Here is a 22,912-nt window from a genome sequence, read left to right as displayed (position 1 = left end):
AAAGAATTTGAATGAGGTGAGCACGTGTTAAAAGGACTATACACCGCAACATCTGCCATGATCGCTCAAGAGCGGCGGACAGAAATGCTTTCAAATAATATCGCAAATGCGAATACGCCAGGCTATAAAGCAGATGAAGGGGCAATGCGTGCATTTCCAGAAATGCTGCTGAGCCGAATGGAATCAGGACGTTTCCAAACATCCTCAGGCAAAGGCTTTAGTGTTCCACTGCAATCGCCGATTGGTGGAATCAATACTGGGACATATATGCAGGAATTAATCCCTCAATTTACACAGGGAACTTTAAAAACAACAGATCAAACAACAGATGTAGCACTAGTTGAAAATAATGTGCCGATCAATCCTGAGACCAATCAGAAATCAGCGCTATTTTATGCGGTCAACACACCAGAAGGCGTTCGTTATACGAAAAGCAGCTCCATTACATTGAACGCACAAAATCAGTTGACCATTAATGGCCGTGCTCTTCTTTCCGTGACGGGTCAGCCGATTACGGTTCAGAGTGAGAATTTCAAAGTGAATGCAGATGGTACTGTCACTGAAAATGGCCAAAATCTTGGTCAAATCGATGTACGAGTTGCGATGGATACAAGAAACCTAGCGCGTGAAGGAAATGATTTATATCGTACAGCTGATAATCAACCCCTCCCAAGTGCAGTCAATAACGGTCAAATGTCCTATACGTTAAGCCAAGGGGTATCGGAGCTGTCGAACGTCGATGTGACGAAATCATATACAGATATGACAACAGCCTACCGAGCATTTGAAACAAACCAAAAAGTGGTTCAGGCATATGATAAAAGCTTAGAAAAAGCAGTGAATGAAATTGGAAGAGTGTACTAATCAAGAAATAAAAAGAAAGGAGGATACTTATGCTTAGAACGATGATAAACGCAGCTGTATCGATGAATGAAGTGCAAAAGCAGCTTGACATCATCAGCAACAACATCGCGAACAGTGAGACAACAGGGTACCGCGCGAAAAACACCCGTTTCTCAGAGCTGATCAGACAGCAGTTTAATCAGGTAGATGAAAAAAATGATCAGGTGGCAAACAGTCGTCTGACACCTGCTGGGTTAAGGCTTGGTACGGGGACAATGGTCAATGCGTCCATTAACTCGCTGCAAGGCTCAATTAAAGAAACTGGACGTGATCTTGATGTTGCATTCGGAGCGCCGTCGCAGTATTTGCAGGTCAACGCCGGCGGTAATATCCGTTATACAAGAGATGGTTCACTTTACTTACAGCCGGGCAATAACCGTAACCAAGTACAGCTTGTCACGAGCGAAGGCTATCCGATTCTTGATGAAAATGGGAATGCAATCGTCTTAAATGCGAATTTCCGTGATATTTCAATCGATAAAAATGGACGGCTTACGGCGATTTCAAGAGATAATCAACCGAATCAGCAAGTGAATCTAGGCGTTGTACGAGTCAACAATTCGTCAGCACTTGTCTCTGAAGGAGATAATTTATTCTCAGTTGATGGAACCTATCAAGGCGCATTAACAGCTCTAAATGGTGCAAACCGAGAGGCGATTCAGCTTCAGCAAGGTGCGCTGGAAACGTCAAATGTGGACATGTCGAAAGAATTAACAGACCTCATGACAACGCAGCGTTCCTATCAGTTGAACTCAAGATCTATTACGATGGGCGATCAGATGCTGGGATTAATTAATACAATTCGATAATCAGCAGGCTCGTATCAGCCTCTCATGATAAAAAAGGCGGCTCGCTCAAAGTCGCCCTTTTTTTTATAAAAATCTGAGACATCAGCAAGCAGATCCTCAAGATCAATCCAGGCTTCTTTTCGTTCAAGACATGTGACGAGCGTGGCGATCTGCTCATCTGCCTTTGGCGTTTGGCTGTAGAGAAGAGATAAGATTTGAAACTTCATTCTTAATATATCAAACTGCGAAGCAACGGCTTCTTTCAGCCCTTTTTGAATATACTTCATCCCTTCATCGGTTAAATTTTCTTTAAAGCAGGAACGCACAGTTTCGTATAGGCACGATACATAGGAGTGTGCTGACTTTCGGTATGCTGGGAGACGAAGCGCTTTTTTAAAGTAGTCCAGTGCTTCCTTGTGACGATTTTGTCTCGACTGAATAAAGCCAGCGTCATAATAAACGATACCGAGCAGCTCTTGATCATCAATCTTTTTCACGTAATCAATAATCTCAATGAAAATAGCTTCTGCTTCCTCATATTTTTTTTGGTCGCTATAGTTAAGAGCGAGTACAATTTTACACCGATAGATGCTGTGGATGTCTTCGTGCTTTGCAAAAATATCCATGGCTTTTTGAACATGACGAATCGATAACAACGAGTAACGGTTGTTATAATAAACACCGCTTGTACGGAAATGGAACTCTGCTTCTTCCAGCTCATCGTTAAGCAATGGAAGTCGTTCCTCTGCCTTTTCGAGATAATGAATCGCATCATTTTGATCACTTTTTAAAGATTCATATAATCCGAGAAAGAAGTAAAAATAATATTGTAGTTCTTCATTCATTTCATCTTTGTGTGGCAGCAGTTCGTGTTTGAGTTTTTCTAAGTCCTCTGTTTGATTCATCCAGAGCTGATGACGAAAAAGCATCAGCTGATAATGGAAATAGAGCTCCTGTTTTCTTGATAATTTACGTTTATATTTTAGTAGTGTTTTTTTGATTTCTTCAGCCTTCGAAAAATGTCGATGCTTCAGCATTGTATACCAGGAATGGAGAAGTTTTTTTATGGATTTATCGCTCATAAAATTCATTTTTACCCTCTTATTTAATCAATGATGTAATATATATTACCATATTTGTGAAAAAACAATGAGTGTAGTGTGGATTATATTTGATGACAATTGGTAATGGTAGATTCTATTTTTTACCATATACGCGAGGAGAATATTGAAAAATGCCAGCATTCATAATATACTTCTATAGGAATCAAATGAAGCTCAGCGATATAGAAAAGAAGGAGAGATCAAGATATGCTTGATGCTCAGCAAATTCAAGACATTATTCCACACCGTTATCCATTCTTATTGGTCGACCGTATTTTAGAGGTTGATGGAGAAAAAAGAGCGGTTGGGATTAAAAATGTCACAGTAAATGAAGAATTTTTTAATGGCCATTTCCCAGGATACCCAGTCATGCCGGGGGTGCTTATTGTAGAAGCACTCGCACAGGTTTTTGGTGTGATTATGTTAGGCAAGGAAGAAAACAAAGGGAAAATTGGTTTGTTTGCAGGGATTGACGCCTGCCGCTTTAAAAGACAGGTCAAGCCTGGAGACCAGCTTCGTTTAGAGGTTGAAGTGACGCGCCTCCGCGGACCGGTTGCAAAAGGAAAAGCAGTAGCGACAGTAGATGGCGAAGTTGCATGTGAAGCAGAACTGACATTTTCTATCGGTCCTAAAGTATCATGATTTTCCTGGCGGTTCATCAAGCATGAATCGCTTTTTTATTTAGAAACGTTCAGTTAGAACGGATAAGGACTTGCAATTTTGACAAAAAAACGTCATATTAGACAAAAAAAGATGAAGGTGATAAAGGATGCTGAAAGAATTTAGAGAGTTTGCCGTCAAGGGCAATGTCATTGACTTGGCTGTAGGTGTCATCATTGGGGGAGCATTTGGCAAAATTGTCACTTCTCTTGTAAATGATTTAATCATGCCGCTTGTTGGTATTATTATTGGAGGGCATGACTTTAGCGGTTTATCCATTAAAATCGGAGCTGCTCAAATTTTATATGGAAACTTAATTCAAACAGTGGTTGATTTCTTAATTATCTCGTTTTCCATTTTTATCTTTATTCGTTATTTGAATAAGTTAAAACGGAAAAAGGTCGAGGAAGAAGAGGTTGTGGAAACGCCGGATCAAACGGAAGTTTTGCTAACTGAAATTAGAGATCTATTGAAAAATCAAAGCCAGTCTAAAGATGTGCAATAGAAAAAGAGCGGCTGATCCCGCTCTCAGCGTGTAGACAAACCCTTGCATTCGGTGTCAGGTCTGCGCTCCGGTACTCACGAATGTTAAATTCGCTCCGTTCCAGTGCTCGCCCTTCCTAGACTTCAAAGGTTTTCAAACACGCTGAAAAGAAGACAAAGGGCTAAAATCAAGTTCATTTTAGCCCTTTGTCAACAATCTAAGAGCGGCTGATCCCGCTCTTTTTTTATGTGTTTTGTTTAAAAGCATCCAGTAGTTTTTCTCCTGAAAGCCCCTCTTTGACGAGGTCTTTTAATACTTCTTCAGTTTCTGTTCTGTAACGATTTGTAATCATTTTACCATCGAGTAATACAGAAATGTTTTCTTCTAAGGCAACGATGTTTTTGACTTGGACAGATAGGTGAACAGGGCGGTTGTTTTCTTTAGTGATCGTTACAAGAATCTTCACTTCTGTGTGCTGCTGAAAGAGTACCTCAAACACCTGTCTATGTTTCTTTGGAATGAGTGCCTCGATCATCCAGTGATTTTCACCGTCTTCTTTATTAATGATTAAACCGTCACGAAGGGGAATGCTGGACATTTTATCTTGCTGTGGATCAAGTTCAATTTTTAAATCAATCAGCCTAAAGGTTTTCATATTTATCACCTCACAAGCGTTCATTATTCGTAAGTATTATTATAGCATACAACATCTGTATAAATGAAACCGCTACCTGCTTAGAACTAGCTGCACATGAGTGAAAGGAGATGTTTTATGGAGTCCTATCAATTGAGAAATATTCATATTGGCGAGGAGAAGGCAAAGAGTGATATACGTGTTTATTCGTGGGGAGACATTCTTTCATTTTGTGATGTCTATATGGAAGAAGGAGAGTCACTCACGTTTCAATATGTTACTGAGGATCAAATGGACTGCTTTGAGTTTCAGCTGTCGGTTCATGATGGCCGGCTTTGTTTTTATTGGTTTGCGTGGGACGGATCTGATTATATTCACATGCCTTCTAGTAATTGGATTCATTCAGATATTTTTTATCAATTTATGAAAAATAAGTATTTCATCAAACAAAACAAGATGATGTTTTATACGCAAGCGGTAAAAAACAGAAATTAATGAGGATATAGAGAATTTGAAGGCCTATTTTGCTATTTTCACGTTTTGTCACATCAGGCCTTTCTCCGTAGACTAGGGGTAGCTGAAAGGAAAGGAGGCAAGTCCCGATCAAAAGGTAACGTCTATCATCTGACAGCCCCCCTCTAGCTAAAGCTGATAGATGCTGCCTTGTGCATATGAACACTGCGTAATAGAACCAATGCTTCTTTGTATAGGTCATGTGTCCCCTTATGAATCCCCTTTGTGTGTATCCGGTCATAATGCGTGGCCGGATACCCTTTTATTCACTGTTTAACCGATCAGCTCTTGCAAATGGTGGATACTCATTACATAATGATGATGGATTTTGTTAACGGGATATCGGTTGAAAATAAAGACAAAAAGGAGAGAATGATGACAAACATTCAATTAATCGCAACGGATTTAGATGGCACTTTATTGAACAGTGAACACAAAGTGAGTCAGGAAAACGAGCAGGCATTAAAGGAAGCAGCTGCGAATGGAATTGAGGTTGTCGTTTCAACAGGGAGAGCGTATTTTGATGTGAAGTCTATTTTTGACCAGCTTGGTATGAATACATGGGTGATTAGTGCCAATGGAGCTGTGATTCATGATCCAACTGGACAAGTGTACCATTCAGCTGCTTTACAAGAAGAAAAGGCTAAACACATATTGTCATGGCTGAAAGAACATGATTATTATTATGAAGTCTTTACAAACGAAGCCATTTTCACACCGAATCGCGGCAGAGAGCTTCTTGCGATTGAAATGGACCGTTTAAAAAGTGCAAATCCAGAAACGGATCAAAATGTCTTAAAGCAAGCGGCAGAAGTTCAATACAGCCAGTCTGGTTTTTCTTATATTGATACATATAAAGAATTGTTTCGTGAGGATCGAGAGCTTTCATTTTACAACATCTTAGGTTTTTCTTTCTTTCAGGACAGATTGAAAGCCGGATGGGATATGTTTGGTGATGATTCAGATTTAACATTGGTCAGTTCGGCTGATCATAACTTTGAAATTGGTTCAAAGCACGCGTCTAAAGGGCAGGCATTAACAAGGCTGGCAGAAAGACTAGGTATTCCTTTAAGCAGGGCAGCGGCTGTAGGAGACAGTTTAAATGATGAATCGATGCTTCAAGCTGCTGGTGTTGGGGTTGCGATGGGGAATGCGAGGCAGGATATAAAAGAAATCGCTGATCACGTCACGTTATCAAACGATGAACATGGTGTGGCGCATATGATCCGGCACCTTTTGAAATAGATGAATCAGATGTCGTGGTATAAATCACATAGGATGAAGCGCATTCTACAAAAGAGGAATTCAGAACCACTTCTATTTACACATGATGTGGAACATCATATAATTTAATTATGAATATAACCCGCTTGTAAGGAAAATAAGGAGAGTAAACGAATGGCGCTGGAATCTTATAAGTCCGAAAATCTGCATTTAATCAAGGAAGCCTTGGACTATACTCAGGTTGGCCTGACGGTGACGGACCCGTCTTTACCTGATAATCCTTTAATATATGTGAACAAGGGCTTTTTAGATATGACAGGCTATCAAGAAATCGATGTATTGGGGAGGAATTGTCGTTTCCTTCAGGGAGATGAAACTGAACAAATCGCTCTCAAACAAATTAGAACAGCCATTGAGAACAAAGAGGCTGTCACTGTTCAGCTGAAAAATTATAAAAAATCTGGACAAATGTTTTGGAACGAGTTAAGTGTCGCTCCTCTTTGGATTGACGAAAATGAAGGGAAACGTCTTTATTTCGTTGGTCTGCAAAAGGATGTTACGAAAGAGAAGGAACAGCAGGAGCTTCTTGAGCAATCAATTGATGAAGTGCTGAATATTTCTGTCCCAATCGTTCCTGTGAAAGATGGGATCTCTGTGTTACCGATCATTGGTACGTTAACAGCGCCAAGATTTGATAAGATCATTTCAACGGTCTCCACCTATATCTCTCAATCCAAGGATGATTATTTTATTGTCGATCTGTCCGGATTATTAGAAGTGGATTCATTTGTGGCAGATGCGATCTTTAAGCTGAACGATTTGATTTTAATGACGGGTACTGAACTCATTGTGACAGGAATTAAACCGAATCTTGCAATGAAAATGGGAGAAATGAGAGAGGACTTCCGTGAATTAAATACGTATATGAATGTGAAATCTGCATTGAAAAAACTGAACATTTAGCTTACGTTTATATCTAATAAAAAAGAGGACTTTTCATGAAACTTGAGAAAAGTCCTCTTTTTGCTGTGATTAAGATGATTGAGCGGCGGCACTTAAGGTAAATAAGTCTTCTAGTTCGTTTGTCGATAGCTCTGTAATCCAGCTCTCGCTTTGGATAATTTGATCATTTAATGTTTGTTTTGTTTCGAGCATTTGATCGATTTTTTCCTCTATTGTGCCCGTTGTGATCATCTTATGGACGTGAACAAATCGTTTTTGTCCAATCCGATAAGCTCGGTCTGTCGCTTGGTTTTCCACAGCAGGATTCCACCATCTATCGTAGTGAATGACATGGTTTGCGGCGGTTAGGTTGAGTCCTGTTCCTCCTGCCTTTAAAGAAAGAATTAAAATGTTGAATTCTTTCTTCTGGAAGCGGTCCACCATTTTGTCCCGCTCCTGTTTTGAGAGGCTGCCATTTAAAAATTGGACCGGTTCTCCAAACATCTTTTCTGCCAGCTGCTTGATCATGTTGCCCATTTCAATATACTGCGTAAAGATGAGGCAGCTTTCTCCTTGCTCATGTATCACTTTTAACAGCTCTGCGAGTTTATCCATTTTTAACGAACGTTTCAGCAGTTTCACTTCTGTTCCACTCTCTTTTAAATAGAGAGCAGGGTGATCGCAAATCTGTTTGAGTCTGCCAAGCATACTTAAAATAATGGCCTTTCGCTGCATCCCTGTTAATGATGCCATATGTTCAAATGTATCCTTCACGAGCTGTTCATATAAAGACGCCTGCTCAGCGGATAGCGGAATGAATTCTTTTTCTTCGAGTTTCTCAGGCAGGTTCAGAGCGACTTCTTCATCTTGTTTTGTTCGTCTTAATAAAAATGGTTTGATCAGCTGCTGCAGCTGTTCAATTCTTTTTTCTTCACGGTCTTTTTCAATCGGAAGGACGAACTTCTTATGGAAGCCGGTCAGGCTGCCGAGATATCCTTTGTTGACGAAGTCGAATATGGACCAAAGCTCTGTCAAACGGTTTTCCATTGGTGTCCCGCTGAGGGCAATGTGATGCTGTCCTTTGAGCTGTCTAATCGCTCTCGATTGTTTCGTATGGGCGTTCTTGATGTTTTGGGCTTCGTCTAAGCAAATGGTATTCCACTTTGCTGCCGTTAATTCATCACGATCAGAATGTGAGAGTCCATAAGACGTCAGAACAATATCTGTTGACTCGTATGCTTTTGTGAAGTCCTCTCCCTGTGGACGCGATGGGCCATAATGCAGGGCAACCTTCAAATGTGGTGCGAATGTTTCAAGCTCTCGCTGCCAGTTTCCTAAAACAGAGGTTGGCGCAATGATGAGAGATGGAGCGGCATTTTGCTCCTGCTCCTTCAAATAGGTGAAATACGCAATCATTTGAATCGTTTTTCCAAGGCCCATATCATCTGCTAAACAAGCCCCAAATCCATGCGATCTTAAAAATAAAAGCCAGTTCACGCCATGCTGCTGATACGGACGCAGTGTGCCTTTAAAGGACTCACTCATTTCGTAGGAAGGCAGCTCGTGCGTATCATTTAATTGGTGGACAAGCCCTCTTAATTGCGATGAAAGTTCAAATTGAATATGGGCAAATGCTGAACTGTCCAATAGCTCTGGAATCGATTCAGAGGAGGCTTCTTGATCTGCCAGTTCACGTGACAAAATATCAGACATGTGAAGTCCTTCGTTTTCGGCACGCTCCATCCACTTTTTCATTTGCTGGATGAAGGTCGGATCTATTTTGATCCATTGTCCTCGAATGTTGACAAGGCGTCGTTTGCTTTGGACAAGCTCGTTGAACTCATCTTCTGTCAGTTCAATGCCGTTTGTAGCAAAGCGCCAATTAAAGTCCATTAATGCGTCCATTCCGACATGCGATTCGCCTCGCGGTGTAGAAGAGATCCTTGCTTTTAACATCATCGTGCTGTCTTTAACAATTTGCCACCACGATGGGAGCAGAATCTCAATACCCATATTAACAAGGGTTTCACTCGCTTCAGATAGGAAGAGCCACGCCTCTTCTTCTGACATGAGTGTGGTGCCAGATGTGAAAGAAAGCCAAGGGACAATTTGACTGAATCGTTCCAGCTCTCTTGAAATTTTATCTTGATACGGATGCCAAGACCTTTTCAATGAACGGATGCCTTCAAAAAAGTGAAGGTCACTGTTTTTCTTATCTCGCAAAAACAATTCGATTTTCCAATCATCTCCGTCAAAATCCGGCTCATTTAAGCGCAAGCCGACAGTGAACGGCGTCTCGTCATCTATCCAGCCAATCGTCTCCAAGAAATCCTGCTCATCTAGAAAATGTCCTTGGAAGGTTGAAAGTGCCGGAGATTGTGCGTTCATGCGTTCCCATTTGTGCTGCAAGGCATCATCATACTGAATATAATCCTGTACAGCAAAGGAGAACCAATCAGCCGTATAACCATCTAATAAACCTTCTTTGTCTTTAAACCGAAGCTCGCCTTTTGTCCATGCCTCGTAATCGGGAACGAAATCTTCGTCCTCGATAAATTCGTAAATCGTGGAGGCTGTTTTCATCAGGGGCTCCGTTTCATCCGTTAATGTCACATGACTAAACGTATTAAATGAATTTTTTCCTAGCAATTCAACGGTCATCCAAGGGCTTAACAGGAAGGCAGGTGTTCCAATAAAGCTGACATCTTCTAAGAATGTTCCGTAGAAAGAAGATTCGTGCCATTGGAAAAGCTGCCTCTTCATTTCATTAAGCGGAACAGGATGTCCGTCCTCTGCTTGCGCTGAAATGGTGAAAGAGAAATCTTCTGTTTGTTCTGCATGAATGACAATTTGTTTATGGCGTGTCATCAATCAATTTTCCTTTCTTCATTTCCTCTTGGAACGCACGCAGCCGTTTTGTTGAATCTTGCAGCTGCTTTACATACCTTTCCCAAATCGCGGTTTTTTTCGTTTTATGATAAAGCGTGCGCAGTTTCTTCAGCATTTTCACAGACTCTCGATAAGCACTTCGATTCTTTTGATCGAGAAGCAGTGAGATTTCACGGTGGTACGATGGAATGAGGGCTTCTGGCTCCTCTTTTGCAATCTGTTTGATCAGATCCTTCTCCAGTTCACTAATGGAGAAACCAACAAGGCTGTGAATCTCAATCCATTCCGCATAACGCTGCTGTGCATACAATAGCTGACTGTATTCGGTAAACGCATAGGGCATACAGATTTGAAGGTAGCGTTCATATAAATGATGATCCTTCGTCTGCTTAAAATATGCATCTAAATAAAAGAAGAAATCACTGACGGCTCCCCGCAGTTCTCTGTAGGAAAGGTCGAGCTGGCAATATTCCTCTAATATATAGGTGATTTCGTGATACCAGAGCTTGAGCCGCTTCCAGTCCTTTCGGTTTGTGAGATCCTTCAGCCAATTGAGCACATTTGGCAGCATATCGGCATTGAGCAGCTGTAATTGCTGAAAGAGGCTTTCATCTTCTTTCAGTAAATAATCCATGTGCATCAGTCCGATGGTACGTTCAACCGTTTGTTCTTTTTTCTGGGCGTTCTTTAGTAATTCTGTTTCTTTTTTGAACCATTTCCCTCTATTTAATATGGTGCCCCAAATCTCCATAAAGACCGCTACTCGTTCATGCTGGAAAGGTCCCTTGATTTGAAGAAGTGTGCGAACGGCAGTTGGTGTGTTTTCAAGAAACGGATCGAGGGAAAAGGAAAGGGCGTATGTCTTCAAATGATCCACTGAATCGAAAATGGTGTTCATGAGCTGTTCTACATATGGATTCATGGAATAAAAGTCTTTTTCGGCATCAAGCCGGCCGAGGTCGATCAGTTCATGAAGCCTCAGCCATACATCGATCGACGAATGAATCGCATACAAGCTCTTGAATTCAGGTGAAGCAGGTGCGTGTTTTTTTAGGATCGATAAATAGCCGTAATACAAATGCTGCGGTGTTTGCTGGTGCTTCGGTGTCCGTTTCAGCCAGAGGTTAAATTCCTCTTGGAAAAAAGTCAGCCAGCTTTGAAGCGATTGTTCGTCTGGGCGCTTCACTTGGAAGTGCTGGCGAATCAGTTCTTTGCTGCGCTGTAATTCATCCTTTTCTGACCAATTTTCTGTAAATCCGGTCACACTCTCTACTTGAGCGTATAGCGAAAAGAAGACAGCGAGAATGTGTTTACAAAGTCCATCTGCTGGACATGAGCAGCTGCTTCTCACAGGAAACAGCACATGAAGGTGGACTCTTGCTGCCACGACATCATGTACATAAGCTGACCATTCAGTATCAGACTCTTGCTTGAGCCGATATACGCTGTCCTGTCTATAAGTAATCAATGCTTTTTTGATGAGTTGTTTGTTTTCATCTGTTGCAGGAAGAAGTTCTTTGATCTGTTCGGCTGTTTGTTTGATTTCTTCTTCATTGATGTTGTGCTGAAGCATTTGATCCGCTCCTAACCAAGTAAAAGATTCCAATTCTCTTATTATAGCTCAATGGGGGTTTATAAAAAAGTTTTTCATGAAAATGGTCATAAATTTCAAAAGCTGTCGAATGATGTAATAGAGTATTGCATAAACCAACCTTACAGCATATAATAATGAAATTAGTGGAATCGAAAGGATACAGACATGGATAATAAGGGTTTAAATCAAGAAGAGTTTTTAAAGATTTTGATGTACGCTCATGATATTGGTGAAAATTCAAATGATGTCACAACAAAAGAAATGCTTGAAAATCTGATTGCTCATATTCGAAATGGTCTTGTTTCATAAAAGTGACCCCCTGCTAGTGATGGCAGGGGGTTTTTGTATGCTTTTAAGAATGGAATGAAAGCTCCCGGCATACGATGTCATTACAAGCATAAGGAGTATGGGGAGCTGATGGTGTCATGAATATTGCGATTGCAGGCTGTGGGTATGTGGGGCTTGTGACAGGTGTGTGTTTAGCGGAGGCAGGTCATGATGTGGCGTGTATTGATATTGACCGCCGAAAGGTCATGCAGCTGAAACAGGGAACTCCACCAATGTATGAGCCCGGGTTAAAAGAGCTATTGAAACGCAATCTTGAGCAGGGACGAATTCATTTTCACATAAATGGAGCAGAAGCCTACACGAAGGCAGATGTATTAATGATCGCGGTCGGCACCCCGCAGCAGGCAGATGGCCAAGCTGATTTACAGTTTGTGTTTCAAGCTGCGAAAGAGATGGGGATAAAAGCAAAATCAGGTGCGATTCTTGTGGTGAAAAGTACGGTGCCTGTCGGAACGGGTGATCAAATCGATCAGTTAATCCATCAAGAATTAGGACGGAAGGAGCCATTAGCGATTGCATCTAACCCAGAATTTTTACGGGAAGGCTCTGGCATTTCAGATACATTGAGGGCGGACCGGCTTGTGATTGGAGCTGAAACAAAAGCCGTATTAGACCAGTTAGAGGAGATGTATGCTGATTTCCACCTTCCATTGGTGAAAACAGACCGTAAAAGTGCTGAAATGATCAAGTATGCATCAAATGCATTTCTTGCGACAAAGATCAGCTTTATGAATGAGATTGCCTCCATTTGTGAAAAAACAGGAGCTGATGTTGAATGGGTGGCGCAGGGAATGGGGCTTGATCAGCGGATCGGTTCTTCCTTTCTCAGAGCGGGCATTGGCTACGGGGGTTCTTGTTTTCCAAAGGATACAAATGCACTTGTCCAAATTGCAGGGCATGTGTCCCATGATTTTGAGCTATTAAAGGCTGTCATCAAAGTAAATAATGAGCAAAGGGCAGGTTTTATCCGAAATATCCAGGAGCGGCTGGGAGCATCGCTTGAAGGGAAGCGAATTGCGCTTCTTGGTCTGTCCTTTAAACCGAATACAGACGATATGAGGGAGGCACCGTCTATTCCGATCGCTCATGAGCTCCATCAATTAGGTGCGGAGCTTGTGGCATATGATCCTGTTGCTGCCCGGCGTGCAGCTCGTGAACTGCCGGATCAAGTCTTATTTGCTCAAACGGTTGAAGAAGCGATCAAGGATGCCGATGCGGTCTGTCTATTAACAGAGTGGGCGGATATTCAGTCGTTTCCACTCGCGTCCTACAAAAAATGGATGAAGCAGCCGCTTATTTTCGATGGACGAAACTGTCATACACTTGAAGCGGCAGAAGAAGCAGGGGTCGAGTATCATTCGATTGGGCGCAGATCAGTTTCTCCAATTTATATGTAAAAGAAAACCGATAACAGTGAATGTTATCGGTTTTTATGAATGCGGCAGAATGAATCCACCATATAAAAATGCAGCCACAATAAGAAAGGCAGGGTGCAGCTTGAATTTGGTCATCAAGAAAAAGGAGATCGCGGCAATGGCGAGAGATTGTGTCCAGCCGATGGCTTTCACTGCATCTCCGCCGATTTCCCATGTTAGTAAAAGCATCATCATCGCAATGACAGGCTGTACGGATAAGGTCATGCCTTTGACGACGGGAGATTGGCGAAAACGGTCAATGAGCTTGAGCAATAAAATGAGTCCGGCAGCGGAAGGCAGGACAGTTGCAAGCAGTGCCACGATAAAACCTGGCCAGCCCATGACGTCATAGCCGACATATGCTGCAATCTTCGTAGCGATTGGCCCCGGCAGTGCATTGGCTAAAGCCAGCATATTGGAAAATCCTTCGTTCGTCATCCAATGAAAATGATTGACGATTTCTTCATAATTGAGCGGGATGGATGCAGGGCCTCCGCCATATCCTAATAGATTAGATAAAAAGAAAGCCCAGAATAAAAAGAGAATCAGTATCATGAAGACACTCCTTTCTCTTTATTTGACCGATGCCAGCGATTTTTCAGCTTAAAATGAAAAGCGCCATAAAATAAAAAGATCATCACAATGATTCCTGGATGAATGGAGAGCACTTGCAGTCCGACAAAGGCAAGAAGGAATAGAGTGATCCCGAAGATCATGCCGAAGCCTTTCAGCGTTTTTTGTCCAAACTCATATGCCATGATGCCTAACAGAACGGCAATGACAGGGGTCACAGCACCAATCATATTTTGAATGATTTGTGAGGAGCTTAAGACGCTGACAAGTGTGACAAGGGCTACCATGGCGAGACATGTCGGTAAAATATGTGCAGCTGTTGCGACAATTGCGCCAGATACGCCTTTTAATCGATAGCCGAGGTATGCTGACATTTTGGTTGCGATCGGGCCTGGTAATGCATTGGCGATGGCGAGTGTTTCTCCGAATTCGTCATCGTTGATCCATTGATATTTCACCACCGCTTCATGGCGAATAAGCGGTATCACGGAAGGGCCTCCGCCAAAACCGAGAATCCCGGTTCGCACCATAGCGATAATGAGTTCGATATATGATTGCAAGTGGTTCAACTCCTGTCTACAATTTCATACCCATACGGCTTTTGTATCGTTTAATGAGCATTTGGCAGTCCACACTGACAACGCCTTCTAGCGGGTATAGTTTTTTTGTCAGAAATGTCTCCATTTCCTGTTCATCCTGAAAAATGCCATGCATATGCAGCTTGCTTGGTCCTGTCATATGATAAAGACTCGTGACAGCTGTTTCCTGTTCAAGCTGAAGGGCAACCGCTTCTAAAAATTTTGGCTCTACCTCTACATTAAAGAAGACAGAGACATGAATGCCGACCTTCGCGGGGTTAATCACAGCGGTGAAACGTTCAATGACTCCTGCTTCAATGAGCTGCTGAATGCGGGCTTGTACGGCAACACGTGACAGACCGACCTGTTTGCCGAGATCTGTGTAAGACATGCGCCCGTCCTCGTGTAATAGGGATAAAATTTGTTTATCTCTTTCGTCTAATGTTAAGTTCGGAATGCTATAGTCTTTTGACACCATATAACCACCTTTCTTCTGTTGATTCTATCATATTTCATTACGTATAGAATGATTGATTTCTCATTTGCTATCGAAACGAAAACGTTACGGGTGAAAAAACATCTTTATGCATAAAAAACACCCCGAGCTCATCGGGGTGTCTTCATTTATTGATCCGGGTTGCTTTCTGCACTGGCAATTTGCTGTGCAAGGTCAGCTCGATCAATGTCTGCTTGGAAGAATTCCTGCGTATTCGGCAGGTGTAAATTCATATGACGTTTTTGAGATATGCGGATGGTGACTTGATCAACGGTGTAATCAAATACGTGTCCGCCAACACTTCGATCTTCATCAATAAAATGAAGGTGATATCCACTTACCGCAATGCCGTGTGCATACTGCGGTGTACGGAACCCTGCGATCGTACCTTGAATATCCTCAAAGTCGAAAATAGGCTGAGACTTGACTGCTTCTACCATCGGAACGTAAGGTTTTTCCTGTTTTTCAACCGTACGTGTTTGAACCTTTTTGAATGATCCATCAATGCGTACCGCATAAAAGATATTTTTACTTGGTAAAATGCGGTCAATTTCTTCTTCCAGCTCTTTGGACGTCATAGGTGCATCAATTCGATGAACGATATCTGTTTCAAAGAAAGCTAGAGAGCAGAATGGTGAATAATCTTGATCGGTGACTGGTGTCGCTGTTCCATCCGAGCGCAGCCGGTAGAATGCACCGTCAAAGCCGATCAGCTCCCCATCTAATTGATTAAATGTACCGATGCCGAAATCACCGTGTTCAGGAATATGTGCGAGGGAGAAATCTCCATCATATACGGCTTCAAGCAAGGAGGTCATCGTCGATACTTGATAGACCTCTTGCTGTTTGTCATGCTGTCTTGTGTCATTCTGTTGATTCATTGGGTGCATCATACCCATATCCGCTCACTCCTTTAATGTAATGTATCGAAGTCTTATCTGACGTTCGCTGTGTGTTTTTTGCGATAGACTTCTGGCCATTTTTGACTGGCGAGGTCAGGGTTATCTTGATAGTCAATCGGAATATCAATGATCACGGGTCCTTCTATGTTTATACCCTTTTGAAGGACGGTTGAAAGCTCCTCAGGTGAGTTGACCCGTAATCCAGTCGCTCCAAAGCTTTCCGCATATTTCACTAAATCGATCTGTCCGAATTCAACGCAGGATGTACGGTCATATTTCATTTCCTGCTGGAACGCAACCATGTCATATGTGCTGTCGTTCCAAACAAGGTGAACGAGGTTTGTCTTTTTGCGGACAGCTGTTTCTAACTCCATTGCGGAGAAGAGAAAACCGCCATCACCCGAAACCGAAATAATCTTTTCATCTGGATTCAATATAGAAGCCGCAATTGCCCATGGTAATGCGACGCCTAATGTTTGCATGCCGTTACTCACCAAGAATGAGTTCGGTTCATAGGCGCGGAAGTGACGGGACATCCAAATCGCGTGAGATCCGATATCACATGTGACCTTTGTGTCATCAGGAATCAGACGTCTCAATGTATGAATGACATCCAGCGGGTGAGATCGATGACTTTCTCTTTCTGGTACCTTTTCAATGTCGCTTAATAGCTCCTGTAATTCAGTGACTAATTCTATGTTCTCTTTGCATAGAGAAAGAGGAACACTGTCATGCGCTAGATGTTTGACGGTTTCAGAAATATTGCCTACAAGTTCAAGCGCTGGCTCATAAAAATGGTCAATATCTGCCTGCATGTCATCAACATGGATGATTTGGCGCTGCTGCGGCTGAAGATTCCAATGCTTCGGATCATACTCGATTGGATCAAAGCCAATGGTCAAAAGGACATCTGCTTGTTCAATGAGAAGGTCACCCGGCTGATTACGGAATAAGCCGATTCTGCCTACATATTGAGACTCGAGCTCTCTTGAGAGAACGCCGGCTCCTTGATACGTTTCAACAAATGGGATACCAAGTGTTTTTAATAATGCTCTTGTGGCATTTGCAGCAGCTGGACGACTGGCTTTCATTCCCACAATCGCAATAGGTAAGTGTGCATTTTGAATTTTGGCGATAGCCGAACTGATGAGAGCATCCGGTGCAGGACCTAATTCTGGAGAAGGGTGAGCAGACACTGCTGTTTGTGTGGTGTGTTCTGTCACGACATCTTGTGGAAAGCTGATAAATGCTGCTCCAGCCTGCCCTTTTTGTGCCGCGCGAAAAGCATTTGTTAATGCTTCTGGTATATTATGAACGTCTTGTACTTCAACACTATATTTGGTGACTGGTTTGAATAATGCCGCATTGTCGAGTGATTGATGTGTTCGTTTCAGACGATCTGCACGAATGACGTTTCCAGCGATTGCGACAACAGGATCACCTTCTGTATTGGCTGTTAATAGACCTGTTGCTAAATTAGATGCTCCAGGACCTGATGTGACGAGACAAACACCTGGTTTGCCAGTTAAACGTCCGACAGCAGCTGCCATAAAGGCTGCATTTTGTTCGTGTCTGCATAGGACAAGCTCTGGACCTCTGTCTTTTAATACATCAAATACAGCGTCAATTTTTGCACCTGGAATGGCAAAAACATGGGTCACACCTTGAGCAATCAGCGTATCGACAATCAACTCTGCTCCTCGTCTTGTTAGGGGTTGTGCTTGAGATTTCATTTACCCCGCACTCCTTTCGGCAAGTAAAATTTTTTATGAAAATATATTTTCATGATATGATTTACTATACATTTCATAAAATAAAATTTCCAATATATGTTTAACGCAGTTTTGATATGTTTCACGAATAAGTGTGTGAGGAGTGAAAGGATGGAACTGAGACATTTGCAGTATTTTGTCACAGTAGCGGAGGAGCTGCATTTCGGCAGAGCAGCCGCACGGTTGAATATGACACAGCCTCCACTTAGTCAGCAAATTAAGCAGTTTGAGGAAGAATTGGGTTTTCCTTTATTTCACCGGTCGAAACGGGTGGTGGAGCTAACAGCTGCTGGAAAGGTCTTTTTACATGAGATTCGGGGAGTGTTGCAACAGCTTGATAAAGCGGTTGATCATGCCCGTCACACAGCAAGAGGAGAGCTGGGGAAAATCATCATAGGTTTTGTTGGAACGGCGACGTATGATATTCTGCCGCCCGTTGTACGTGAATTCAGGGAGCTGTATCCCTCTGTCAGTATCGAGCTGCAGCAGCTTTCTGTTTCGCAGCAGCTAGAGGCATTGTTAAATGGTGAGATTGATATCGGTTTCTTACATCCTACAGCGCCGCATGAAGAACTAGTCAGTCGTTTGATGAAGCAAAGTGAATGTATTTTTGCGATTCCAAAAAATCATCGATTGGCTCAACAAGAGACTGTCACGATTGAAGATATCCGTCATGAACCGATTATTTCTTTATCACAGGAATCGTGGCCGTCCCTTTATCAGCACTTTGTCCTGCTATGTGAAAAGTACGGATTTTCTCCAAATATCGTGCAGGAAGCGGCGGAATATCAAATGATCATTGGCCTTGTCACAGCAGGGATCGGTATTGCGGTGATTCCGAAATCAGCCCGGCGTCTATTTAATCTGGATGTTGTTTATCGGGCCATTGAGGGTGAACAGCTTCTGGCGGAATGGACGATTTCCTATAGACGGGAAAATCATAATCCTGCTTTATTTCATCTTGTCCACCATATCCTGCATCGCACCGAGCTGGAATTAGAGGTATAGGGAACGGGTTATGGTATGATGTCGTTACATTAAAAGGAGGCGTACCTGAATTGATTACATTGCAAATGGATCAGCTGTCACGAAAAGAGGCATATAAATTATTATCTGGTTCTATCGTTCCAAGACCGATAGCGTTTATTACAAGTCTATCTAAAGAAAATGTCGTCAATGCCGCACCATTTAGTTTCTTTAATGTCATCAGTGGACACCCACCGCTCATTGCCGTTTCTATCGGTCGACGTGAAGGTCAGATGAAAGATACTGCGCAGCATATTATCGATAGGGAAGAGTTTGTCATTCATGTGAGTGATGAAGCCATAATAGAAGATATTAATGAAACAGCTGCTACGCTGCCGCAGGAAGAGAGTGAGCTGGATCGAACCGGTCTTCATCAAGTAGAGAGTCATGTCATTTCAGTGCCGGGGATCAAGGAAGCGCGCATTCGTTTTGAATGTCAGCTGGAAAAGCATCTCACCTTTCAAAATGATGAAGGGGAGATCACGGTCGATCATATCATTGGCCGGGTTGTATGTGCACATTTAGATGAGGGTGTTTATGATGTAGAAAAAGGCTATGTTTCTACTAATGAACTGAAACCAGTCGCGCGACTAGCAGGTAATGATTATGCCCATTTAGGCACGTCATTTGTGCTGAAAAGACCACAGTAATCAAAAAACCCCCGAGTGATGCTCGGGGGTTCTGTTTATTTCTTCTGTTCTAATTTCAGTGGAGCTGCGATGTTCTTTTGTACTTTTTTCCCTTTTAATACGTCGTTTGCAGCACCGACTGCCAGTTGACCGATCAGCTCTGGCTGCTGCGCAACCGTTGCAGAGAGTTTTCCTGCTTTGATTGAGCTGAGTGCATCTTCGTTCCCGTCAAAACCAACGACGAGAATGTCTTTTCCGGAGCTTTGAATTGCCTCTAGCGCGCCAAGTGCCATTTCATCATTGTGGGCAAAAACGGCTTTGATGTCAGGGTTTCCTTGAAGGAGGTTTTCCATGACATTCAGTCCTTTTGTCCGGTCGAAGTCAGCAGCTTGTTTCGCTGTCACTTTTAAGTCTTTATCTGCTATTTGATGGAATCCTTTTCCACGCTCACGTGTAGCGGAAGCGCCTGGTACGCCTTCTAATTCAGCGACTTTTGCTCCTTTGCCGAGCTTGTCGATGATAAAGTTAGCTGCCATTTCTCCGCCTTTGACGTTATCTGAGGCGACAAGTGCTTCTACCTTTCCACTTTCGGCTGAGCGGTCTAATGTGATGACAGGTATATCAGAAGCGTTCGCTGATTCGACAGCGGTTGATATGGCAGATGAATCCGCTGGGTTGATGAGCAATGCGTCGACACCTTGCTGAATTAAATCTTCTACATCACTTGTTTGTTTAGCTGAATCATTTTGTGCATCTGCAATCACGACGTCAATGCCTAGCTTTTTCGCTTCTTTTGTCACACCGTTTTTCAAAGAAACGAAGAATGGGTTATTTAATGTCGAGATTGACAGCCCAATCTTGATGTCTTTTTTCTTGCCATCTTTTGATGACTTGGCCCACTCAGGTGGTTCAAGTGAGCAGGCAGAAAGCATGAACAATGAGAGAGTCAGGATGAGAATAAGATATTTTTTCATAGCAGCTGCCTCCTTAAGCAGATTTCTTTCTGTCTAGCAGGACTGCAATCAAGATGACAATCCCTTTCACAACAGATTGATAGAATGATGAAACACCAAGTAAGTTCATACCATTGTTCAGGACACCGATAATGAGTACCCCGATGAGTGTGCCGACAATTCGTCCTCTTCCGCCGGACAGGCTTGTCCCGCCAAGTACGACGGCAGCAATGGCGTCAAGCTCATAGGACGTGCCAGCTGTTGGCTGTGCAGAATTCAGACGAGATGTTAAGATCGCACCTGCTAAGGCAGACATGAAGCCTGCTAATGAATAGATCATAATTTTCACGCGCGGTACTTTGATTCCTGAAATGAGCGCAGCTTTTTCATTCCCGCCGATCGCATATGTTCTTCTGCCGAAAGGCGTTTTATGAAGCAGTACCCAAAGGACGATAAAGGTGAGAAGCATCGTGATTGCTGGAACAGGAATGCCTAAGAAATATCCTCGCCCGAATAACTGAAAGGCATAGTTAGAGCCAAGCCCAGTAATTGGGTTTCCATCTGTATAAACGAGTGTCAAACCTCTGAAAATCGTCATCGTCGCAAGTGTTGCGATAAAAGGAGCCATTTTTCCTTTTGTGATTAATAGACCGTTAATCATCCCAAGAACGGCACCGATGATACAGCCAACGATAATGGCTAAAATCGGGTCCATGCCAGAAACGATAAAGCCGGCAGTCAGGGCACTGGATAGTGCAAGAATGGCACCAACTGATAAATCAATACCTCCAGTTAAAATCACAAACGTCATCCCAAAGGCAATGAGGGCATTAATGGAGATTTGTCTCAGTAAGTTTAAGATGTTTAAAGGTTCTAAAAAGGCCGGGTTTAAAATAGAAACAATGGCGACAAGGATGATGAGTCCTAAGAATGGCCCAAGCTTTTGCATGATGTTATCAAATCGTCCATTTGAAGTAAGTGGTTTCATGTTACTTCCCTCCTGTAGCTAGTGTCATAATTCGTTCTTGTGTTGCTTCTGTTTTGTCTAATTCTCCGCTGATGGTACCTTCATGGATGACGAGTACTCGATCGCTCATCCCGAGTATCTCTGGGAGTTCAGAGGAGACCATTAAAATGGCAACGCCCCGATCGGTCAGTTCGTTCATTAACTGATAGATTTCTCGTTTCGCTCCGACGTCGACACCTCGTGTCGGTTCATCTAAAATCAAGACCTTTGGCTGTATGCCGATCCATTTGGCGATTACGACTTTTTGCTGATTTCCACCAGACAGGCTTCGGGCAGAAATGTCAGAGGAAGCCGTTTTAATCGTCAGTCGTTTGATGAGCAGATCGACAAAATCCTGTTCATTTTTTTTATCAATCAGTCCCTTTGGAGAGAAGCTTTTTAAGTTTGGCAGACCGATGTTTTCTCGGATGGATGCATCAAGCATGAGCCCTTCATCCTTACGATCCTCCGTGATAAAGCCGATACCGAGCTTGACAGCATCACTTGGTTTTTTAATAACAGCCTTTTTTCCATGAACCCAGATTTCTCCTTGGTCAAGAGGATCAAGGCCAAAGAGTGATCGCATCATTTCGGTCCGGCCAGCCCCCATTAAGCCTGCAACACCGACGATTTCTCCAGCTTTAACTGAGAAACTGATATCTTGAAATTGTCCTTTTTTCGTTGCTTTTTTCACCTCAAGGACAATATCTCCTGTAGAAGGCGTACGCTCGGGATATCGATCTGTCAATTCACGACCGACCATTTTTTTGACGACTTCATGGAAATTCGTTTCAGGTATGGCTTTCGTATCGACCGTTTTCCCATCACGCATGATCGTAATTCGGTCACAGATTGCAAAGATTTCCTCCATACGGTGAGAAATATAGACGATAGAAACGCCTTCTTTTTTGAGAGATTCAATGACCTGGAAGAGCTTTTCGATTTCACGTTCCGTTAGAGCTGCTGTCGGCTCATCCATGATGATGACTTTCGCATCGGTCATTAATGCCTTTGCAATCTCAATCATTTGTTTTTGTCCAACAGAACAGCTGCCTGCCTCTTGATCAAGCGAGAGATTCACAGACAATCGGTCCAGTTGCGTTTGGGCGAGGGCCTTCATTTTCTTTGTGTCTAGCAGCCCAAGCTTCGTATAGATTTCTTTCCCGATGAATAGGTTCTCCAAGACGGTCATATCCGGCCATATGTTGAGCTCTTGATGGATGAAGGCGATGCCGTGCTGTTCCGCTTCTTTTGGATTTTTGAAAGCGGTTTCTTTTCCGTCGATTTGTATCGTTCCTTGATCTAAAGAATAAAGACCTGTAAGCAGGTTCATTAAAGTTGATTTTCCTGCACCATTTTCACCCATGAGTGCGTGGACTTCGCCTGTGACGAGGTCAAAGGAGACCCCGGAGAGAACGGTGTTTTTCCCAAAAGCCTTATGGATGTTATGCATCTCTATGTTCATATCTGGCTCCTCCTT

The 22,912-nt window shown here is 42.8% G+C and carries 23 protein-coding genes; 11 read left to right on the top strand and 12 right to left on the bottom strand.

Annotated features, from left to right (window positions below; translation table 11 throughout):
* Positions 1-24 precede the first annotated feature (24 nt).
* A complete protein-coding gene (locus tag NSQ72_RS16960; protein WP_039182029.1) occupies positions 25-864 on the top strand; it encodes a flagellar hook-basal body protein in 840 nt (279 codons plus the stop codon).
* Positions 865-893: 29 nt separating this feature from the next.
* Positions 894-1,712, top strand: a complete 819-nt coding sequence (locus NSQ72_RS16955) for a flagellar hook-basal body protein (protein WP_039182027.1) — start codon at positions 894-896, stop codon at positions 1,710-1,712.
* Positions 1,713-1,726: 14 nt separating this feature from the next.
* On the opposite strand, the gene NSQ72_RS16950 is transcribed toward NSQ72_RS16955, so the two are convergent.
* Positions 1,727-2,782: a tetratricopeptide repeat protein gene (locus NSQ72_RS16950; RefSeq protein WP_144491569.1), complete on the bottom strand. Its 1,056-nt coding sequence runs from the start codon at positions 2,780-2,782 to the stop codon at positions 1,727-1,729.
* 219 nt (positions 2,783-3,001) lie between these two features.
* On the opposite strand from NSQ72_RS16950, the gene fabZ reads away from it, so the two are divergent.
* Positions 3,002-3,436 (top strand): 3-hydroxyacyl-ACP dehydratase FabZ, encoded by a 435-nt coding sequence (gene fabZ / locus NSQ72_RS16945; RefSeq protein ID WP_047202525.1) that lies wholly within the window; start codon positions 3,002-3,004, stop codon positions 3,434-3,436.
* A 127-nt stretch (positions 3,437-3,563) separates the two neighbouring features.
* Complete coding sequence (gene mscL / locus NSQ72_RS16940; RefSeq protein ID WP_144491568.1) at positions 3,564-3,959, top strand: large conductance mechanosensitive channel protein MscL; 396 nt, start codon at positions 3,564-3,566, stop codon at positions 3,957-3,959.
* A 223-nt stretch (positions 3,960-4,182) separates the two neighbouring features.
* Here mscL and NSQ72_RS16935 read toward each other — a convergent pair whose 3' ends face one another.
* Entirely contained in the window at positions 4,183-4,593 is a 411-nt protein-coding gene (locus NSQ72_RS16935) for a YwpF-like family protein (protein WP_024423692.1), read from the bottom strand.
* A gap of 117 nt (positions 4,594-4,710) precedes the next feature.
* On the opposite strand from NSQ72_RS16935, the gene NSQ72_RS16930 reads away from it, so the two are divergent.
* The 3 genes from NSQ72_RS16930 (at position 4,711) to NSQ72_RS16920 (ending at position 7,272) form a co-directional block, all read left to right on the top strand.
* A complete protein-coding gene (locus NSQ72_RS16930; protein WP_041087904.1) occupies positions 4,711-5,067 on the top strand; it encodes a hypothetical protein in 357 nt (118 codons plus the stop codon).
* A 402-nt stretch (positions 5,068-5,469) separates the two neighbouring features.
* Positions 5,470-6,330 carry a Cof-type HAD-IIB family hydrolase gene (locus NSQ72_RS16925; protein WP_341085048.1) on the top strand — a complete coding sequence of 287 codons (861 nt, stop codon included), beginning with the start codon at positions 5,470-5,472 and terminating at the stop codon, positions 6,328-6,330.
* Between the two features lie 153 nt (positions 6,331-6,483).
* Complete coding sequence (locus NSQ72_RS16920) at positions 6,484-7,272, top strand: PAS domain-containing protein (RefSeq protein ID WP_268473631.1); 789 nt, start codon at positions 6,484-6,486, stop codon at positions 7,270-7,272.
* Positions 7,273-7,341: 69 nt separating this feature from the next.
* Here the strand turns inward: NSQ72_RS16920 and NSQ72_RS16915 are convergent, their stop codons facing one another.
* A complete protein-coding gene (locus NSQ72_RS16915; protein WP_341084730.1) occupies positions 7,342-10,119 on the bottom strand; it encodes a DEAD/DEAH box helicase in 2,778 nt (925 codons plus the stop codon).
* Positions 10,106-11,713 (bottom strand): SWIM zinc finger family protein, encoded by a 1,608-nt coding sequence (locus NSQ72_RS16910; protein ID WP_341084727.1) that lies wholly within the window; start codon positions 11,711-11,713, stop codon positions 10,106-10,108. The genes NSQ72_RS16915 and NSQ72_RS16910 overlap by 14 nt, the downstream gene beginning before the upstream one ends.
* 186 nt (positions 11,714-11,899) lie before the next feature.
* Between NSQ72_RS16910 and NSQ72_RS16905 the strand changes: the two genes are divergently transcribed.
* Positions 11,900-12,043: a hypothetical protein gene (locus NSQ72_RS16905; protein WP_003214884.1), complete on the top strand. Its 144-nt coding sequence runs from the start codon at positions 11,900-11,902 to the stop codon at positions 12,041-12,043.
* Positions 12,044-12,159: 116 nt separating this feature from the next.
* Complete coding sequence (locus NSQ72_RS16900; protein ID WP_341084726.1) at positions 12,160-13,479, top strand: UDP-glucose dehydrogenase family protein; 1,320 nt, start codon at positions 12,160-12,162, stop codon at positions 13,477-13,479.
* A 33-nt stretch (positions 13,480-13,512) separates the two neighbouring features.
* On the opposite strand, the gene NSQ72_RS16895 is transcribed toward NSQ72_RS16900, so the two are convergent.
* The 5 genes from NSQ72_RS16895 to alsS all read right to left on the bottom strand — a co-directional run bounded on the left by NSQ72_RS16895 (position 13,513) and on the right by alsS (position 17,779).
* Positions 13,513-14,052, bottom strand: coding sequence for a chromate transporter (locus NSQ72_RS16895; RefSeq protein ID WP_249115323.1), 540 nt, complete (start codon positions 14,050-14,052; stop codon positions 13,513-13,515).
* Positions 14,049-14,630, bottom strand: a complete 582-nt coding sequence (locus NSQ72_RS16890) for a chromate transporter (RefSeq protein WP_039182001.1) — start codon at positions 14,628-14,630, stop codon at positions 14,049-14,051. Before NSQ72_RS16890 ends, NSQ72_RS16895 begins: the two co-directional genes overlap by 4 nt.
* Positions 14,631-14,646: 16 nt before the next feature.
* Complete coding sequence (locus NSQ72_RS16885) at positions 14,647-15,123, bottom strand: Lrp/AsnC family transcriptional regulator (protein WP_039183339.1); 477 nt, start codon at positions 15,121-15,123, stop codon at positions 14,647-14,649.
* Positions 15,124-15,272: 149 nt separating this feature from the next.
* Positions 15,273-16,043: an acetolactate decarboxylase gene (gene budA / locus NSQ72_RS16880; RefSeq protein ID WP_058838581.1), complete on the bottom strand. Its 771-nt coding sequence runs from the start codon at positions 16,041-16,043 to the stop codon at positions 15,273-15,275.
* A 35-nt stretch (positions 16,044-16,078) separates the two neighbouring features.
* Entirely contained in the window at positions 16,079-17,779 is a 1,701-nt protein-coding gene (gene alsS, locus NSQ72_RS16875; RefSeq protein ID WP_341084725.1) for an acetolactate synthase AlsS, read from the bottom strand.
* A 150-nt stretch (positions 17,780-17,929) separates the two neighbouring features.
* Between alsS and alsR the strand changes: the two genes are divergently transcribed.
* Positions 17,930-18,826 (top strand): acetoin biosynthesis transcriptional regulator AlsR, encoded by an 897-nt coding sequence (gene alsR, locus NSQ72_RS16870; protein ID WP_064497939.1) that lies wholly within the window; start codon positions 17,930-17,932, stop codon positions 18,824-18,826.
* A 65-nt stretch (positions 18,827-18,891) separates the two neighbouring features.
* Complete coding sequence (locus tag NSQ72_RS16865) at positions 18,892-19,494, top strand: flavin reductase family protein (protein ID WP_047202606.1); 603 nt, start codon at positions 18,892-18,894, stop codon at positions 19,492-19,494.
* 35 nt (positions 19,495-19,529) lie between these two features.
* On the opposite strand, the gene rbsB is transcribed toward NSQ72_RS16865, so the two are convergent.
* The 3 genes from rbsB to NSQ72_RS16850 are packed head-to-tail and all read right to left on the bottom strand — an operon-like array spanning position 19,530 to position 22,897.
* Positions 19,530-20,447: a ribose ABC transporter substrate-binding protein RbsB gene (rbsB, locus tag NSQ72_RS16860; protein ID WP_041087924.1), complete on the bottom strand. Its 918-nt coding sequence runs from the start codon at positions 20,445-20,447 to the stop codon at positions 19,530-19,532.
* 13 nt (positions 20,448-20,460) lie between these two features.
* Positions 20,461-21,414, bottom strand: coding sequence for a ribose ABC transporter permease RbsC (gene rbsC / locus NSQ72_RS16855; RefSeq protein WP_039181984.1), 954 nt, complete (start codon positions 21,412-21,414; stop codon positions 20,461-20,463).
* A gap of 1 nt (position 21,415) precedes the next feature.
* The gene (locus tag NSQ72_RS16850; RefSeq protein ID WP_341084724.1) at positions 21,416-22,897 is read right to left on the bottom strand and encodes a sugar ABC transporter ATP-binding protein; all 1,482 of its coding nucleotides are present in this window, start codon (positions 22,895-22,897) and stop codon (positions 21,416-21,418) included.
* Between the last annotated feature and the right edge of the window lie 15 nt (positions 22,898-22,912).

It is taken from the genome of Bacillus sp. FSL R5-0659, from assembly GCF_038008785.1.
Classification (GTDB): Bacteria; Bacillota; Bacilli; order Bacillales; family Bacillaceae; genus Bacillus; species Bacillus safensis.
Note: the sequence above shows the minus strand (reverse complement) of the source record. Positions and strands in the feature narration are given on the sequence as shown.